The organism is Pseudoalteromonas sp. MMG005, assembly GCF_018101015.1.
GTDB classification, from domain to species: Bacteria; Pseudomonadota; Gammaproteobacteria; order Enterobacterales; family Alteromonadaceae; genus Pseudoalteromonas; species Pseudoalteromonas aurantia.
Window position 1 is genome coordinate 1 of record NZ_JAGJEK010000034.1, and the last position, 15,811, is coordinate 15,811.

The 15,811-nt window shown below is 39.9% G+C and carries 16 protein-coding genes; 12 read left to right on the forward strand and 4 right to left on the reverse strand.

The annotated features are described in order from the left end of the window. Window positions 1–706: transposase (locus tag J8M01_RS22060; RefSeq protein ID WP_211059347.1), on the reverse strand; the 706-nt coding region annotated here is incomplete at its 3' end. Between the two features lie 89 nt (window positions 707–795). Between J8M01_RS22060 and J8M01_RS22065 the strand changes: the two genes are divergently transcribed. The 8 genes from J8M01_RS22065 (at window position 796) to J8M01_RS22100 (ending at window position 5,176) form a co-directional block, all read left to right on the forward strand. Further along, window positions 796–1,095: a hypothetical protein gene (locus J8M01_RS22065; RefSeq protein WP_211059348.1), complete on the forward strand. Its 300-nt coding sequence runs from the start codon at window positions 796–798 to the stop codon at window positions 1,093–1,095. Between the two features lie 57 nt (window positions 1,096–1,152). Further along, window positions 1,153–1,992, forward strand: coding sequence for an ATP-binding protein (locus J8M01_RS22070; RefSeq protein WP_247671232.1), 840 nt, complete (start codon window positions 1,153–1,155; stop codon window positions 1,990–1,992). A gap of 43 nt (window positions 1,993–2,035) precedes the next feature. Beyond that, a complete protein-coding gene (locus J8M01_RS22075; protein WP_211059350.1) occupies window positions 2,036–2,314 on the forward strand; it encodes a transposase in 279 nt (92 codons plus the stop codon). Window positions 2,315–2,361: 47 nt separating this feature from the next. After that, window positions 2,362–2,589 carry an IS3 family transposase gene (locus J8M01_RS22080; protein ID WP_211059351.1) on the forward strand — a complete coding sequence of 76 codons (228 nt, stop codon included), beginning with the start codon at window positions 2,362–2,364 and terminating at the stop codon, window positions 2,587–2,589. Next, a complete protein-coding gene (locus J8M01_RS22085; RefSeq protein ID WP_211059352.1) occupies window positions 2,573–2,839 on the forward strand; it encodes a hypothetical protein in 267 nt (88 codons plus the stop codon). The genes J8M01_RS22080 and J8M01_RS22085 overlap by 17 nt, the downstream gene beginning before the upstream one ends. 544 nt (window positions 2,840–3,383) lie before the next feature. Then, on the forward strand, window positions 3,384–3,845 hold the full coding sequence (locus J8M01_RS22090) for a hypothetical protein (protein ID WP_211059353.1): 462 nt from the start codon (window positions 3,384–3,386) through the stop codon (window positions 3,843–3,845). A gap of 145 nt (window positions 3,846–3,990) precedes the next feature. After that, window positions 3,991–4,608 carry a homoserine/homoserine lactone efflux protein gene (rhtB, locus tag J8M01_RS22095; protein ID WP_210998184.1) on the forward strand — a complete coding sequence of 206 codons (618 nt, stop codon included), beginning with the start codon at window positions 3,991–3,993 and terminating at the stop codon, window positions 4,606–4,608. A gap of 103 nt (window positions 4,609–4,711) precedes the next feature. Then, complete coding sequence (locus J8M01_RS22100; protein ID WP_211059354.1) at window positions 4,712–5,176, forward strand: nuclear transport factor 2 family protein; 465 nt, start codon at window positions 4,712–4,714, stop codon at window positions 5,174–5,176. 63 nt (window positions 5,177–5,239) lie between these two features. On the opposite strand, the gene J8M01_RS22105 is transcribed toward J8M01_RS22100, so the two are convergent. Further along, entirely contained in the window at window positions 5,240–6,139 is a 900-nt protein-coding gene (locus J8M01_RS22105) for a LysR family transcriptional regulator (RefSeq protein WP_211059355.1), read from the reverse strand. Between the two features lie 136 nt (window positions 6,140–6,275). On the opposite strand from J8M01_RS22105, the gene J8M01_RS22110 reads away from it, so the two are divergent. The 3 genes from J8M01_RS22110 (at window position 6,276) to J8M01_RS22120 (ending at window position 8,592) form a co-directional block, all read left to right on the forward strand. Next, on the forward strand, window positions 6,276–6,929 hold the full coding sequence (locus J8M01_RS22110) for a hypothetical protein (RefSeq protein ID WP_211059356.1): 654 nt from the start codon (window positions 6,276–6,278) through the stop codon (window positions 6,927–6,929). Continuing rightward, window positions 6,926–7,843: an MBL fold metallo-hydrolase gene (locus J8M01_RS22115; protein ID WP_211059357.1), complete on the forward strand. Its 918-nt coding sequence runs from the start codon at window positions 6,926–6,928 to the stop codon at window positions 7,841–7,843. The genes J8M01_RS22110 and J8M01_RS22115 overlap by 4 nt, the downstream gene beginning before the upstream one ends. Before the next feature lie 188 nt (window positions 7,844–8,031). Next, window positions 8,032–8,592: a hypothetical protein gene (locus J8M01_RS22120; RefSeq protein WP_247671233.1), complete on the forward strand. Its 561-nt coding sequence runs from the start codon at window positions 8,032–8,034 to the stop codon at window positions 8,590–8,592. A 154-nt stretch (window positions 8,593–8,746) separates the two neighbouring features. On the opposite strand, the gene J8M01_RS22125 is transcribed toward J8M01_RS22120, so the two are convergent. Then, window positions 8,747–10,966: a hypothetical protein gene (locus J8M01_RS22125; protein ID WP_211059358.1), complete on the reverse strand. Its 2,220-nt coding sequence runs from the start codon at window positions 10,964–10,966 to the stop codon at window positions 8,747–8,749. 841 nt (window positions 10,967–11,807) lie between these two features. Between J8M01_RS22125 and J8M01_RS22130 the strand changes: the two genes are divergently transcribed. Continuing rightward, window positions 11,808–12,251 (forward strand): GNAT family N-acetyltransferase, encoded by a 444-nt coding sequence (locus J8M01_RS22130; protein WP_211059359.1) that lies wholly within the window; start codon window positions 11,808–11,810, stop codon window positions 12,249–12,251. A gap of 163 nt (window positions 12,252–12,414) precedes the next feature. Here the strand turns inward: J8M01_RS22130 and J8M01_RS22135 are convergent, their stop codons facing one another. Next, complete coding sequence (locus J8M01_RS22135) at window positions 12,415–15,234, reverse strand: bifunctional aconitate hydratase 2/2-methylisocitrate dehydratase (RefSeq protein WP_211059360.1); 2,820 nt, start codon at window positions 15,232–15,234, stop codon at window positions 12,415–12,417. Window positions 15,235–15,811 lie beyond the last annotated feature (577 nt).

Consider the following 15,811-nt stretch of genomic DNA (forward strand, 5'->3'; position numbering starts at 1 on the left):
GTTTTTCTACATACTGCCTTGTTCTGAAATCATTACGCATTCGAATTAAAGCTACAGTCCAAAGTGCATTATTAACATCTCTTGTACCACCTCTGTTTAGCCTGTGGCGTTGCTTTTTATCTGAAGATGCATCCAAGGGGCTAGCACCACATAAGGCAGCAACGGATGATTCTTTTTTTAGTCGCTCAGGATTGTCACCAGCAGCAACAAGCAATGTCGCTGCAACATAGCTCCCTACACCATATTGCTCTAGTAATGTAGAAGCTGCTGAGCTGGTTAATGCTTTAAGTTGTTTATCAATCGTTTTAGCTTGTGTGACAACACTTCCCATCGCTTTGCTAGCAGGTTCAGCAGTTTCTTCCAGTATGCTGTCTGAATTCATTTCTAGTGCCTTACAAGCAAGGCCGCATTGGTAACTCGAAGGGACATAGCACTTTTGACGAATATGTTCTGACGCAGTAACAAGTAAAGCTTGAATTTGGTTGATTGCTTGTGCTTTAGACTTTACTGAACTTTTCCTTGCTACAACTAAAAACTTCATAGCTTCAACTTTGCGATCATGAAACTTGGGGATAGCAGTAGATTCATTGGCCACGACAGAGCGAGTTGCTTTTTCAGCATCAGTAGGACCGGATTTTCCTCTTAGCCTTCTAACTGCTCGATTAGGTCGGTTAACTTCAAAAACTGTAATGTGTTTACCTTGCAAGAACTTACATATGCCAGCACCATAGGTGCCTGTCCCTTCTTAGTCCACGTGGTGAAAATTGCACTTCATTTATCACTAATAGAAGAGAGATGGAAAACTATATCCGTTTTGAAGCGATCAACGAAGAGTTTGGCACCCAATTTGCGGAACAATTCCAGCCATTTGATGATGTACCAACATTAGTAGCTAAGGCAGTATATGGTGCTTCTGGCTCTTCAAAATCTTGGGAGGAGTTAGATGATAAGAAGCAAAGTAAGAAAGAGAGCAAAGCCAAAAAGCGTTTAAATCGAGGAGCTGTTGAAAATATGACCTTGGCACGCCTTGAGGAAGTCGATGCTGAAGGCGAGGTCATGAGTTGGCTGGCAGCTATCAGTCTTCAATCACAGTAAATATTTAAGATTCGTTTTTCGAATGAGGGTTTCTAGCTAATGGTAAATTTGTGTAACTTGTCACATATCGATTTCGAAGATTTGTGCATTGATATAGTACAGAAAGAGACGGGGGAAAAGTTTTCTTCATTTGGTGCGGGGCCTGATGGTGGAATTGATGGTCGTCACTCCAAGAGTGATAAATTAACTATATTGCAATGTAAACACTATACAAAATCGAGAGCATCAGATCTTTTAAGGACTGCAAGACAAGAAGTTCTAAAGCTAAATAAAATAAATCCTGCTCGCTATTTATTTTTCACATCTTATACATTGACACCAAACCTAAGTGACCAACTGACTGATATTTTTAGACCTTACATTTGTTCAAGTGATGATATTTGGGGAGCCGAAGATATAAGAGCTGCACTAAGAAGACATCCAGATATTTTGAAGTCTCACTTCAAGCTCTGGCTAACGGATTCTGCCATTTTGGATCGAGTATTACATTCAGGGTTAGAAAATTATACTCAAATAACCAAAGATGAGATTGCAGATGAATCTAAGGTCTATGTAAGAAACCCAAGTTATGATGATGCATTTTTAAAGCTTGAATCAAAAAATACTCTTATTATCTCAGGTGCTCCAGGTGTAGGTAAAACAACTTTAGCTAAAATGGTCTGTTATCAATACCTAAAAGATGGATGGAGTTTTTGTGCAATAAATTCACTAGAACAAGGGTATGCAAAGATTAACCAAGGTAGCCAAACGGTTTTCTTTTTTGATGACTTCTTGGGAAAGATTGAGCTGAATAGAAATGCTTTAGTAAATAATGAATCGGCTTTAGCAACCTTCATGAAAAGGGTGCAAAAGTCAGAAAATGCCAAATTCATTTTTGGACTTCCCAGACTTTGCTAGACACTCAATGAGTTACATTGTGACTTCTAATAAGAGGTGTTTTATGAGCAAAGGCAAACGCTATACCCAAGAGTTTAAAGAAGCAGCTGTTAAACAAATTACTGACCGTGGATACTCAGTTGCAGAAGTCGCTGAGCGATTAGATATTTGTACCAAAACGTTATACCACTGGCGGAGCCAGTTATCAGATAAACCTAAATCTGTTCAATCATTCGATGAAAAACTGAAGATCGCTACATTAGAGGCTGCATTGAAACGTGTGACGGAGGAGCGAGACATTTTAAAAAAGGCCGCAAGGTACTTTGCCAGTCACCCCGAATAAAGTACGGCTTCATTCGTGATCATCGAGATGAGTTTTCTATCCTTGCTATGTGCCGCCTGTTTCAACTACATCGTAGTGGTTTTTATGCGTGGTTAAAAAAGCCCTTAAGTGATAGAGCACTTGAAGATCGTCGCTTGTTAAAACTCATTAAAGCGTTTTATGTAGTCAGTGGCGGTACGTATGGTAGCCCTTGGATACATGCAGATTTGCGTGAAGCAGGTGAGCAATGCAGCGTAAAATTGGTACGAGCAGCAAGAAGTGCCAGCGCAGTATAAACACAACTTAGGTACTTATCAGGGTTTTAGTGAACATGCTCCTGCATTGCTTAATGATCGGCTTAGTGAGTTTGCAATGAGTGAACGAACAGTTAAAAGCGGCATTAACAAGCTGCCAACTAACTTAAGGACCAAAGTTAACACATTGCTTAAAAAGGCAGGCATTGATTGGGCTAAAGCGAAAACCTTTGAATATTTCGACACAGTTAAGCGCGATAATCATCATCAAAGCCTGTTACTACACGATTGAATCAAAATAGGAACTAAGTTATGGTTGGTTCATTTACAAAGCTGGGTCGTTCTACCGACCCATAAAATTTCTATTAGCATTGGTGCAAGGATTATTAATATGAATACAAGGTTAAAGAAAGTTTTTGTATATTCAGTTTCAATTTTATTACTTTCTGGGAGTGCGCTTTATGTATCTATGGAGGAGTATCAAAAAGAAAGGGTGGGAGAGCTGTTAGGCAAGATAGTAAGCGATTCTGATTTATCAAGTTCTTAATTTATGCAACAAGTTAGCTTGAGTTGAGTCTATATCAACAAAAGTTTAATGTGGAGTGACCAGCCGGTTGCTCTGTTTCGGTTCGTTATACAATTTAAGCCAACGGTAATTAGTCGCTTGAAAAGATTACATGGGGTTTTTCGAACTATAACGTGTTTATTTGCGATGGTTCATCAGGGACTGGCACTTAGTATTTCGCTTATGTGAAGCGCTATACTTTATAGTAACAGCCTGATAAGCGTTAAGTATATAAAAGGCATCATGTTTATTATCTAATGGAGTTCCGATTGTGTTCAAAGCCACATTATTGATTTTTACGCTTTTACCATTGTGGGTTTCAGCGTGCTCCTGTGGTGGTGACGCGCAAAGTATGAAAGAAAGGTTTGAGTTTTATGATGTGATTTTCAGTGGTGCCACATTAGAAACCCATAAAGTGATAAACGGTAACGGTGTGAGGCCATCCTTTTACAAAACACAAATGAAAGTTCAAAAGGTGTGGAAGGGTCTGGGTGTAACGCCTAAGGTGTTTATTCGAACTGAGGTTGAGAGTAACTCATGTGGCGCTCTGTCACCGACAATAGGCAATCAGTTTCTTGTATTCGGACATTTAACAGATGCAGGTCACTACGCTACAGGCGGTTGTCCTATATTTGTGGATCTAAATCAAGCGCGTTTAAGGCAGACAAACGATACTTTTATGGCCGAGGTATGGTCAGCATTAGGTACGCCGGCTTTTATTTATGAAAAATAAGAGGAGACTTAGACTAGCATAATTTGTATCGTGTTATGTAACTTGTTCTGTTTAGAAAGCGATAAGTACTATTTTGGAATAAATCACTGTGAGATAGTGGTGGCCTTCTTTGGTAGCAAAAATATAAAATGTTTTGAGGAAAGTTATGGATATCGGTATTTGGCTCACATTTGTTGCTGCGTGTGTTGTGTTTAGTTTGGCCCCTGGCGCTGGGACAATTACGTCGATTAATAACTCAATGACAGGGGGCATAATTGCCGCTATCAAAGGGCTAGTAGGACTGCAATTGGCGCTAGCATTACACATTATGGTTGTTTCTTTTGGTTTAGGGGCTTTGCTTGCATCTTCAGTGACCTTTTTTGAGGTGTTTAAATATATTGGTGCTGCATATTTAATTTTTCTTGGCATTAAAAAGTGGCGAGAAAAAGGCACGATGAACACCGAACTTGCCCAAGTGTCAACTGTGTATGGTCAGCTTATCAAACAAGGTTTTATCGTGAACCTTTTCAACCCGAAGTCCATTGTGTTTCTTGCGGCATTTTTGCCGCAGTTTGTAAATGTTAATCACTCATTTTCCGAACAATATATGATTTTGGGTGTAACGGTTATTGTGATCGATAGTGTTGTAATGCTGGGTTATTCATTGTTGGGGTTATGCGTAAAACCGTATTTATCAAATCAGCGAGTAATGTCATTTCTCAACAAATTATTTGGCACGTTATTTATTAGTATGGGAGTTGTTTTGGCAAAATCAGAGTCGTAACGCAGGGTGAAATAGTGGTGATTTTAGCTTTATATAGGGCCAGATGAGCCTACCAGTAAAGCCATTTAAAACGCACTGGATTTACAATAAAAGGAAGACCGACGTGCATAAATTACTACTAATAGTCACATTATTATTATATTCACTGCCATCTTTGGCGAAGGTATTCAGTGAAGCACAGTTAACGGAACTTGCTAATGCCTTTGTAGCAGCCAAAAATGCCAGACAACAACCAGATACAGATATTGAAGATATCGATCATTATTTGTCGTTGCTGGCAGATACGTTTATTGATGAACACATTAAGTACAATGTGGTGATCAACAGCAAAACTGAACTTCGAAATAGCCTGATTGCGAAGATGACAGATAAAGTCATCTTTAGTTCTATTCGCATTGTGGAAAAGATGGTCGGCTCAAATGTCGTATTTATTAAAATGATTGAAGTAGGTAAAGTAAAACCGAGTCATTCAAGTAAAGTCATTGACTACGAATCTATCAATATTGTGTCGTTAGAATTCAACGATAAAGGGTTAATCAAGCATATTCGCAGGCATCATGGATTTTAGATTACCGTGTGTATTTGCTTAGGCTGTGCGTTATTGTTACTTCTTTTAAGGTATCGTTTTTATTCATTTTAAGCTGGGCGTTTGAGTATGACTCGCGCTAATACGGTCAATTAGCTGGTTCAACCAACCAGTTGAGAAGCTCGGTTTATAAACGAGGTTAATACGTTCCTGATTTCGTGCAGCAAAATTACTAAGTTTGATAACGCTAAGCTGCTCATCAATAGCAATATCAGGCAGATAAGCCAACGCAGGGTGCTTTTTAATTACACTAAGCAGTGAAGCGAAGTTATCACAGCGAAAAGCAATATGGCGGGGGTGGATATGATCTGGCCACCCATCAGAGCCAACACCACGCACAATGCCGCAAAATGACGAGCTGCTCGGGCAAGCAAAAAATGTATTATTTATATCTGCAAGTGTTGGCGTTTTAATTTGATGAATGGGGTGGTCGGTGGCGGCAACCAGTTCAAATGTGGTAACCCCTAGAGGGAGGGCATGAAATCCTGCTGATTGCCAATCAGGCAAAGCGTCATCGGTTACGATGGCTAGATGAGCGGCGCCGCTTTTAAGTTTATTAATGGCATCGCCTTCAAAAACAGCTTGTAAGTTTACTTCAAATTGCGCAGTGCTGATGTGAGGGAGGAGTTTATCAAGCACGTGATCAAGTAACACGGATGGGCCTGCAATATTGAGTGAATGTTTGGCTTGTGTACTTATGAATTCACTGAGCATTTGATCATATTGATTGATAAGTTCATTAGCATACAGCGTAAATTTCTTACCGTTGGTGTTGACCTGAATGTTCCGACCGACCCGGTCAAAAATTTTACTATTAAGTTGAGTTTCAATTTTCTTAAGTGTTTTCGACAGAGCGCCAGTGGTAATATTAAGCGCCACGGCAGATGTATGAAGGTTTTGAGTTTGTGCTAAATGCGCCAGTTTTCGCAGGTCTTCAACGTTCATATTGATTCCAAAAGGTAAATGATTAATGATATTTAATCGATAAAAATTCAATGAATGACAGTGTAAAGTAGCTACAATTTTTCATCAAGAGATGGCTATGTTGCTTTTTCTACTATTTACCTATTGTACGCGCTGTGTGCTACTTATATGCGTGCTACTCATCGGCGTATCACCTCAAGTGTTCGCAGAGTCCCAGTCACATCAAATGCATCAGCGCTATGGGGCTCATGGTATGGTATTGTTTACTGATGACCAAGAAAATATATACGCCAGCCATTTACCCCTTTATTCGACGCCGCACGATTACCAGATAATTTACCAAATCATTGTACCAAACGAGCAGCAGGTATTAGCTGAATTACGCCAAGGCATGGTTACGCTATTACCGAGTAAGTTTGATTTGAATAGGTTGGTCACCAGAGAGGTGTTCACAATTGGCGCTGACTTTTATACAGGTCATTTTGAGAGAGGCGGAATACACTTTGACAAAATGAAAATTGATTTTCATAAAGCCATTTTAGTTGAACCGATAACGCGTAATTATCAATCACAAAATCAGGTTTTTTATAACGTTAAATTAAACAACCATACCTATCTTCTCGTCCATAAAATACAGCAGCCGCCGTCGTTCGATGCCATTGCTGTTATGCAAAATGACAAAGAGCATAAACAAACCATGTATCAATGCAATAAACCCAAGATATTGAGCCACGTTGCTATCTCAAACGCGTTGGAACAGTGCGGTATTAAAAATATACGCTATTTGGAAACACAGGATTTTACCTTATGAATGGCGTGATGCGTTTTTTAGTAGCATGTGTACTTTATGTAATCAGTTGTACTGTTGCATATGGGAAAGCAACCCCAAACCTTTCTCAAAAGCAGTGGTTTGCGGGGAGTAAAGAGTGTGAACTGGATACGCGCCCTAGTATGGAAGTGCTTGAGTTTAATCTGACTACCTACATCATTCGGCAGAGTAAATGCGTGCATTATGAAGCGCCTTTTATCTATTTATTATTAGGTGATCGAAAAGCACTATTACTTGATACTGGGGCCACAACAAGTGCCAAACTATTCCCCCTTGCGCGCACAGTGCAAATGATTATTCAACAACATTTAATACGCATAAAGCGTCAACCAAAAGATTATGCCTTACATGTATTACACTCGCATAGTCATAACGACCATATAGCAGCTGACTCACAGTTTTATGGGGTGGAAGGCGTATCCGTTGTGCCTCCTCATCAACTAACCGTATTGCAAAAAACGTTGCAGCTAAGCGACTGGCCCAATTCGGTTAGTGTGTTTAAGCTAGGTGGGAGAAATATTTCGGTTATTCCCACACCAGGGCATCAACGAGAGGCTATCAGTTTATATGATGATCAAACACAGTGGCTTTTGACTGGCGATACCTTTTATCCAGGTAGGCTATACATTCGTGATTGGTTAACATTTAAAAGCAGCATAGCAAGGCTGGTGGCATTCAGTGAGATGAACCCTGTTTCAGCTATTTTAGGCGCGCACATCGAAATGTCAGCATGTGCGAAAAAAGATTACCCTTCAGGGTCTGTGTATCATCCAAATGAAGCTTCGTTGGTATTGACCACAAAAGATCTACAGCTACTGCACCGGCAACTGACCATAATGGGGCTGAAACCACAGCAAGTGAGAATGGATAAATTTATTATCTTCCCACTCATATAATGGCTGTTATTGTACATAGGAAAATTTGTGATTGTTTAGTGATAAACACTACTATTTGAGTTAATTTGTTAAGTGTTGATTTTTTAAATTTTTAAGTTGTTGAAATTTATTGGTTTTTATTTGGTTTGTTTATTGCAGAATACCTATTAATTATAACTACATTAACTTGGTAATAGGAATTAGTTGGTATGAAAGATAGGCAATTAGAACGAATTAGAAATAGCTTACTCATCATCGTCGTGATTTTTCAAATCTGTCACTTGTCATGGGAATATTTTAATGGAGGAATTGTCACACATCACATTCTGATGCGCTCAGACTTGCCGGGTATATCCAATTGGTGGGGGTTAATTATATTACCGTCTTTGGTGTTCATCACTTTTATACGTATTAAGAGAAGGCTATTAACGCGCGCGCATGAAGCGCTGAGCTTAAGCGACTTCTATCGTAATATACTGATTGGCTTTATGGGAATGTTGTTGGTGAGCTTGTTGGCGTCGCTCGCGTTCAGTTTTGGTTTACAAAATATTGCTGTTTATATGCTGATGGGCCTGATGATCACAGCACTGTTTATACCGTTACACAAAGCTGAGTGTATTCTGGGTTATGTTATGGGCGCGGCATTTTTCACAGGGCCTGTGATCCCGTTTATTGGTGTGGTTTTATTTTCAACCGTGTCGGTACTGTCTCACTATTGCTTTAAGCCCTTACTGCTACGCTTTAAAAGCGTAAAAAAAGACGCGGTATAACTGAGCAACCTTGGCTGGCGAATAACATAGGTAGTTGATGTATAAAAGTATGGTTGTTCACTATTTTTTAAAGGCCAGATAAAAAGCACCGCATTAAATCTAGCGGTGCTTTATTTTTTTCATATTACTTTTCAATATGACTTTCTAATAACGATTAGAAAAACGTGACTTGTACATCAATCCAAGCATTTGCCGTGCCCAGAGTGCCACCTGTTTCTACAGGGTAAATGCTAAATTTACCCCAAGGGTCGGTGAAGGTATGATTTTTCTGTAAAGGGGCATCATTAAAGTCTTCTAGCGCCCAATTTGAACTGCGAGAGTTTGGAGTAGAGTCTAATAGTAATGAGTTATGGTTGTACCAAGGTGCTGCATTGTTATCCATATAATTCTGCAGGTTGATCACAATACCATTTTGTAAAAGAGGTGTACGTAATTGTTGATCCGGTGATGAATTTGCTTCACTCTTTTGGCGTGTTAAATATTCAACCCAAAACGTTTTATCGCCTGATGGTATTTTAAGACCAATAGCACCAGGTGCATTGTGCCCTGATGATGTGCCATGATTATATGTGTAAATACGGTATTTACCCGATGTTGTTATAGTGGGTACGTCGGTGTCAGAAATCCAGTTATTAAAGTAACCTTTATACATTAGGTTCATTTCTTCTAACGAGTGAGCTCCCATGCCCATTAAGCCAAATACATTACCATAATTGGTGACAACATCATTTGAATTGCCATTAAGCATGCTATTACCACCTTCAATTGACATTGAGTGATGTAATCCTAAAGCGTGCCCAGTTTCATGTGCAATTGTGCCTGCCGCATAAGTATAAATCTCCATAAGCGGTGGACCTGCTTGAGAGTTAATGAAATAAGTTGAATCAGTACCTACAGGCGGTGCAGTCACCATTATAATTGTCGCTTCACCTGGGAAGTTTGGATCTACTCCAACATTAACAAGTTGCTCTTTATAGCCTGGATTCCATAACTTTTTGTCATTGTTATAGTAATTGTGACTCTGTGGCATGGTAATTTTTGGCTTAATTTCCCAAGTAAAGTTGAATTTCCCATATGATTGCTCGGTGAAGTAATCTTTGGTCTTCTGCATTTCAGCATTGATTTGATCCGTGGTAAATTCTAAATCTTGATCTGGAAACCTAAATGGGTAAACCAATACATGAACACCATTATGATCATATCCATCATTGCCAGGGTCATCATCGCCAGGAGTTACTCGGCAGCTGGTTTTGTTAAAGTCCGCAACAACACTTGCACCTTTAAACAAACCTTCTAAACGAATATTGTTCCAGCCATTGCGAGGGTTGGTTAATACCACACATTCGGTATTCCCGACTTTAGACGAACGGATACTGTCGTCGCCAGATTTTGGCCACTTACCATCTGTTCTGCCGGCCAATGTTAAGTTACCTAGACCGTAAGATGAACTAATTGCGATACTCGTTACATTTTGATTAAACGTTGAAATAGCAAAGCCTGTGCCTTGCGAAGCGGCGGGTACACATACAGGTACACCATCTGTGAGCGCAGTTTCAGTAGTAGGATCACTGGTTGCACAAATATTGGCTAAATCGCCACCATCACCTGGTGGGGTAGTTGACCCTGACTTTTTGGTTTTAGTCGTTAATATCGCACTCCAACCAGATGTATTTGTCGTATTTTTTGCATACATTACATAGTAATAGACTTTGTCTTGTACTAAACCTGTATCAGTAAAGCTGGTTTCATTCGCGTTAACAGTCGCTACGGTATGCCAAGATACACCAGCTGATGAACGTTGAATAATAAAGTTATCTTCGTTGTTAGAATTGTCACTCCAAGAGACGATAGCACTCGATTCGGTCGTTGTACCCGTTAGATTGCTAGGCGCAACGATACTCCCTGTATTTCCATCTCCAGGGTTGTCTCCACCACCATCTATATCTCGACAAGACGTCGCACCAAAATCAACAGCAAGAGATGATTTATTGCGGGTGCCAGTGACTGCGATCATCAACCAGTACTGACTAGGATTACTAATTACGACGCACTCACCATTAGTTCCAGAAGTAATTGATTTATAAGCATTACTATTAGAGCCTGTGCTAGGCCAGCGGCCTTGATCTACATATAAACTTAGGTCTCCAGTACCATGTCCTGTACTGATAGCAACACTGTTATGCTCATTTGCACCGCTCAAGCTCAAATAGGCTATTCCGTTGTCATTGACACAAATTGGTGTGCCGTCTGTTATCGAGGTTGAAGGTCCCTGCGTCGCACATACATCAGGCAGAGTTGCACCCAACGCTTGTTGTGAAAGCAGTATTGCTGAACCGAGCATTAACTTGGTCCAATGTGACGAAACGATTTTCATCGTGTTCTCCTTTATCATGTTGTAACTTATTTATGTTGTATTTTTACTGTGAAGTTAATGTAATTTTTCTGTAATTATCTTGATGTATAAATAACCAATATGAATATATTGTATACAGTATATTTTTCAATGGGTTTGCCTATAACACTTTCTTCTATCTTTATACCTTTATTGTTTTTCACGGCATGAGATCACTGCACGTTGTTTGCGTGGAGTAGGAATGGAGTGGCTAAATAGTTTAGTATATGCCGATTAAGCTATTGAAAATATTATATATTATTTTTTGATAGGACGTATTTTTGTATTACAAAGGCGTATGGCTAAACATACTGTGACAAAGGGCATCTTTCACATGACAAAAAAATCATTGAAAAAATAATTTGTTGGAATTAATTATTTTCACTGCTAGAGCTAAAAATACATCCAATTTTGGTTGCTTAACGTATAAATCATGCACATGAGACTGGTTTTGGCTAAATATGAAATAAAACATGCTAATTATTGTACCTAGTAATATTTAAATAATTACTTTCTCCGTCAAATAATGACTTTGCAGTGTGCATACTTAATGATGTATGTAATTTCTTTTTTCCTATACGGCAAGTTATTTCCGTGCGTTTTATGGGGGTCAACGCGCATTATTTTTACTTAGGTGTAGTACGCATGTAACATAGTCCATATTTGGCAAAGTATACAAAGTGCTTATATCTGGGTGTAAGTTTAGACCGCGATAGGGCGAGTTTATTGGTGAGGGTATTGTCACTGATTAGCTTATTTTCACCCAATGGTTATGTACAGCTTAGAGTCAGAAATGACACGGGGTATAGTGAAGGGGAGAGTGATGCAGGTTAGGAAAGTCCAAGAGCACGATCTTGAACGGGTGAGAGCGATTTGTATCCGAGCATTTAAAAAATCAATTGCAAGTAGCTTGCATGATGAAGGCATTCATACCTTTAAAAGTATTGTGGCACACAGCGCGTTTTTACAGAGGATGCAGCAAGACAATGTACTTTTGGCCGTGGAGTGCAATGGTACCCTAGTTGGTATGATTGAACTTAAGACTGGATGTCATGTGGCAATGCTTTTTGTTGACCCTGAATTTCAAAATAATGGGGTGGGTCGTACTTTGTTACACGCGATACTCAACCATGTGAGAGCTGATATTTTAACAGTCAGTGCGTCATTAACGTCTGTGGGCGCTTATAAAAAGTATGGATTTAACTGCATTGGTGAAATACAAGAGTCATCAGGGCTTGTCTATCAGCCGATGGAATTATGTATGTGATATTTAATGGAGCCGAATAAAGATAGTGATAAGCAGCGGGCTCAGCATTACTCAGCGTAAATAAAAAAGGCTTAATAGGTTATGATATAAATATCAGTAACAACATAAGCCTTTTAAACACCTTATAAAAACGTAATCTGGTACGCTTTTAATTCAGCGGCTATTAGTTAGCGTCAACAACCTTTACAGGTACTGCTTTTTCAGCACTGAATTTTGTTGTTAGCTCTTCTTCTAACGGCGTAAATGCGGTTAGGTCGATACCATCAACTGCAGCTGTGTACTCTTCAATTGTTGGGAAACGACCCAATACAGTTGAAAGCACAACAAGTGGTGTAGAACCCAGTAATGACTCACCTTTTTTCTCTGACGTATCAGCAACAACACGGCCTTGGAAAAGACGTGTAGAGGTAGCTATAACTGTATCACCAGGCTCTGCTTTTTCTTGGTTACCCATACAAAGGTTACAACCTGGGCGTTCTAAATACATGATGTTTTCGTACTTAGTACGAGCTGCTGTTTTAGGCTTCTCGTCGTCGAACTCAAAACCAGCGTATTTAGCAAGAATATCCCAGTCGCCTTCTGCTTTAAGCTCATCAACAATGTTATATGTTGGTGGCGCTACAACCAATGGCGCGTTGAATGTAATTGCACCATTTTTAGCTTCAAGGTTTCTAAGCATTTGCGCGATGATCTTCATATCGCCTTTGTGTACCATACAAGACCCAACAAATCCTAAGTCAACTGGCTTGTCGTTGTAGAATGATACTGGGCGGATCACATCGTGCGTGTAACGCTTAGATACATCTTCGTTATTTACGTCAGGGTCAGCAATCATTGGTTCGTTGATTTGGTCTAAATCAACAACAACTTCGGCATAATATTTCGCTGCGTCATCAGGTGCTAGGGCAGGGTTAGTACCAGAGTTGATCTCTTCAATTCGCTTGTCAGCTAAATCGATAAGACCTTGAAGTGTTTTAGCGTCGTTTTCCATACCTTTGTTGATCATGATCTGGATACGGCTCTTCGCAAGCTCGATAGATTTTATCAACGTTTCATCATTGGAAATACAGATTGACGCTTTCGCTTTCATCTCTGCAGTCCAGTCAGTAAAAGTAAACGCTTGGTCGGCCATGAGAGTACCAATGTGTACTTCAATAACACGGCCTTGGAAAACGTTCTCACCGCTAAATTGCTTAAGCATTTGCGCTTGAGTTGAATGTACTACATCACGGAAGTCCATGTGGCCTTTCATGCGGCCTTTAAAAGTCACTTTTACCGACTCAGGAATAGGCATTGCCGCTTCACCTGTAGCCAATGCTAAAGCAACAGTACCAGAGTCAGCACCAAATGCGACACCTTTAGACATACGAGTATGCGAGTCACCACCGATAATAATCGCGCGGTCATCAATGGTAATGTCATTCAGTACTTTGTGAATAACGTCGGTCATTGAATGGTAAACGCCTTTCGGGTCACGTGCTGTGATTAAACCGAACTTGTTCATGAACGCCATTAGTTTTGGAATGTTAGCTTGTGCTTTACTATCCCAAACTGAAGCCGTGTGACAACCTGACTGATATGCACCATCAACAATTGGTGATATTACAGATGCAGCCATAGCTTCAAGTTCTTGTGATGTCATTGGGCCAGTTGTATCTTGCGAGCCTACAATGTTTACTTTAACGCGCACATCTGACCCTGCGTGTAGTGCAGTTTCTGATGCTACACCAACTGAGTTGTTGTTAAAGATTTTTTCAACTGCAGTTAGGCCTTGGTTCTCATGAGAAATCTCTTTTGACGCTGCATATACAGCAGGTGCTTCAACACCTAATGTTTCAGCTGCAAAAGTTTGTAGCTTCTTACCGAATACAACCGCATAAGAACCACCTGCTTTCATGAACTCAACTTTTTGAGGTGTGAACGCAGAAGACACATCAACAAGCTCTTTGTCACCGTTGTAAAGCTTTTTCTCTTTGGTGTCGATTGTTAATACAGTACCCGTTGCAACCGAGTAAGCTTCCTCAAGTACTGGGTCGCCATTTGCGTCGGTAACATTGTTACCATTTTCATCTGTTTTCTTAACCCAGTTTTGAAGATCAAGACCAATACCGCCAGTTACGCCAACCGTCGTTAAGAAAATAGGTGAAATACCATTGGTACCAGCAACTACTGGTGCAATGTTAATGAATGGGACATATGGACTAGCTTGTTTACCAGCCCAAAGAGCCACGTTATTAACGCCAGACATACGTGACGAACCCACACCCATAGTACCTTTTTCAGCAATAAGCATAACTTTTGCGTTAGGGTGCTTTTTCTGTAGCTCTACAATTTCTTGTTGTGCTTCAGGTGTGATCATGCATTTACCGTGTAATTCACGGTCTGCACGAGAGTGCGCTTGGTTACCTGGAGAAAGTAAGTCAGTTGAGATATCGCCTTCACCAGCAATATAAGTAACAACGTCAACTTTTTCTTCAATTTCAGGTAGCTTAGTGAAAAACTCTGCTTGTGCGTAACTTTCTAGAATATCTTTTGCAATTGCATTGCCCGCTTTGAATGCAACCTCTAGACGTTCAGTATCTGCTTCGTAAAGGAATACTTGCGTTTTTAACACATCGGCTGCTGGAGCAGATACGTCAGTGTTATCACCTAGCGCTAGATCAAGTAGTACTTCAATAGAAGGACCACCTTTCATGTGAGATAGTAATTCAAAAGCGAAAGTAGACGTAATTTCTTCAACAACAGACTCACCAAGAATGATTTCTTTTAGGAATTTTGCTTTTACACCGGCTGCGCTGGTGGTTCCTGGTAGTGTGTTGTAGATAAAGAAATTTAATGAGTCTGCGCGGTGCGCATGACCCGTATCTTTTATTTGGCCAATAATCTCTGATAGTAACGCTTCGCTATCGATTGGCTTTGGATTCAACCCAAGTTCTTGCTTACGGTTTTGGATTTCATCCATGTATTCTGTGTACAAACTCATAGAAACCTCTTTTGCTATACAATGCTCATATATAAAACCGGCTTATTTTACCTGATTTGCCTCGCCGAGTAATCATTTAATTGAGCTGTACTGTAATAGCGACGGATTTGCTTATCAGTTACAGCTCGGTTTGATTGTTTATCAATCAAGTCAAAGACCATGCTTGTTAGCGTTGAATTATAGACTATGCGAATGACTCATTGACGTGAAGTCTTGATATAGTGCGTGATGGCGTGAATTTAGCGTTGAACACCGATGGCGAATACGGGAGAATCAATGTTAATAAAAATCGGGAAAACGCGTGCGCTGATGAAGGGACTCGTTAGACTAAAGTTTTAAATATGCAGGCCATAAGTTTAAGTTATACAGTTGGTTAATCATTAGGGTTAGGTGAAAAATAACCCCCAACCCTAATGATTAATTCGCTTAGTTATAGGACCTAAGCGGTTCTATTTCAGTTTTGCTTAATGTGTGATGTTGCTTCTTGCTAGGACAAGCGGTTTAACACCAATCGCGTTATAAATTTGTTCCGGCTTGAATACTTGTTCACTTTTAATGATCAGTGATGTTTTACGCA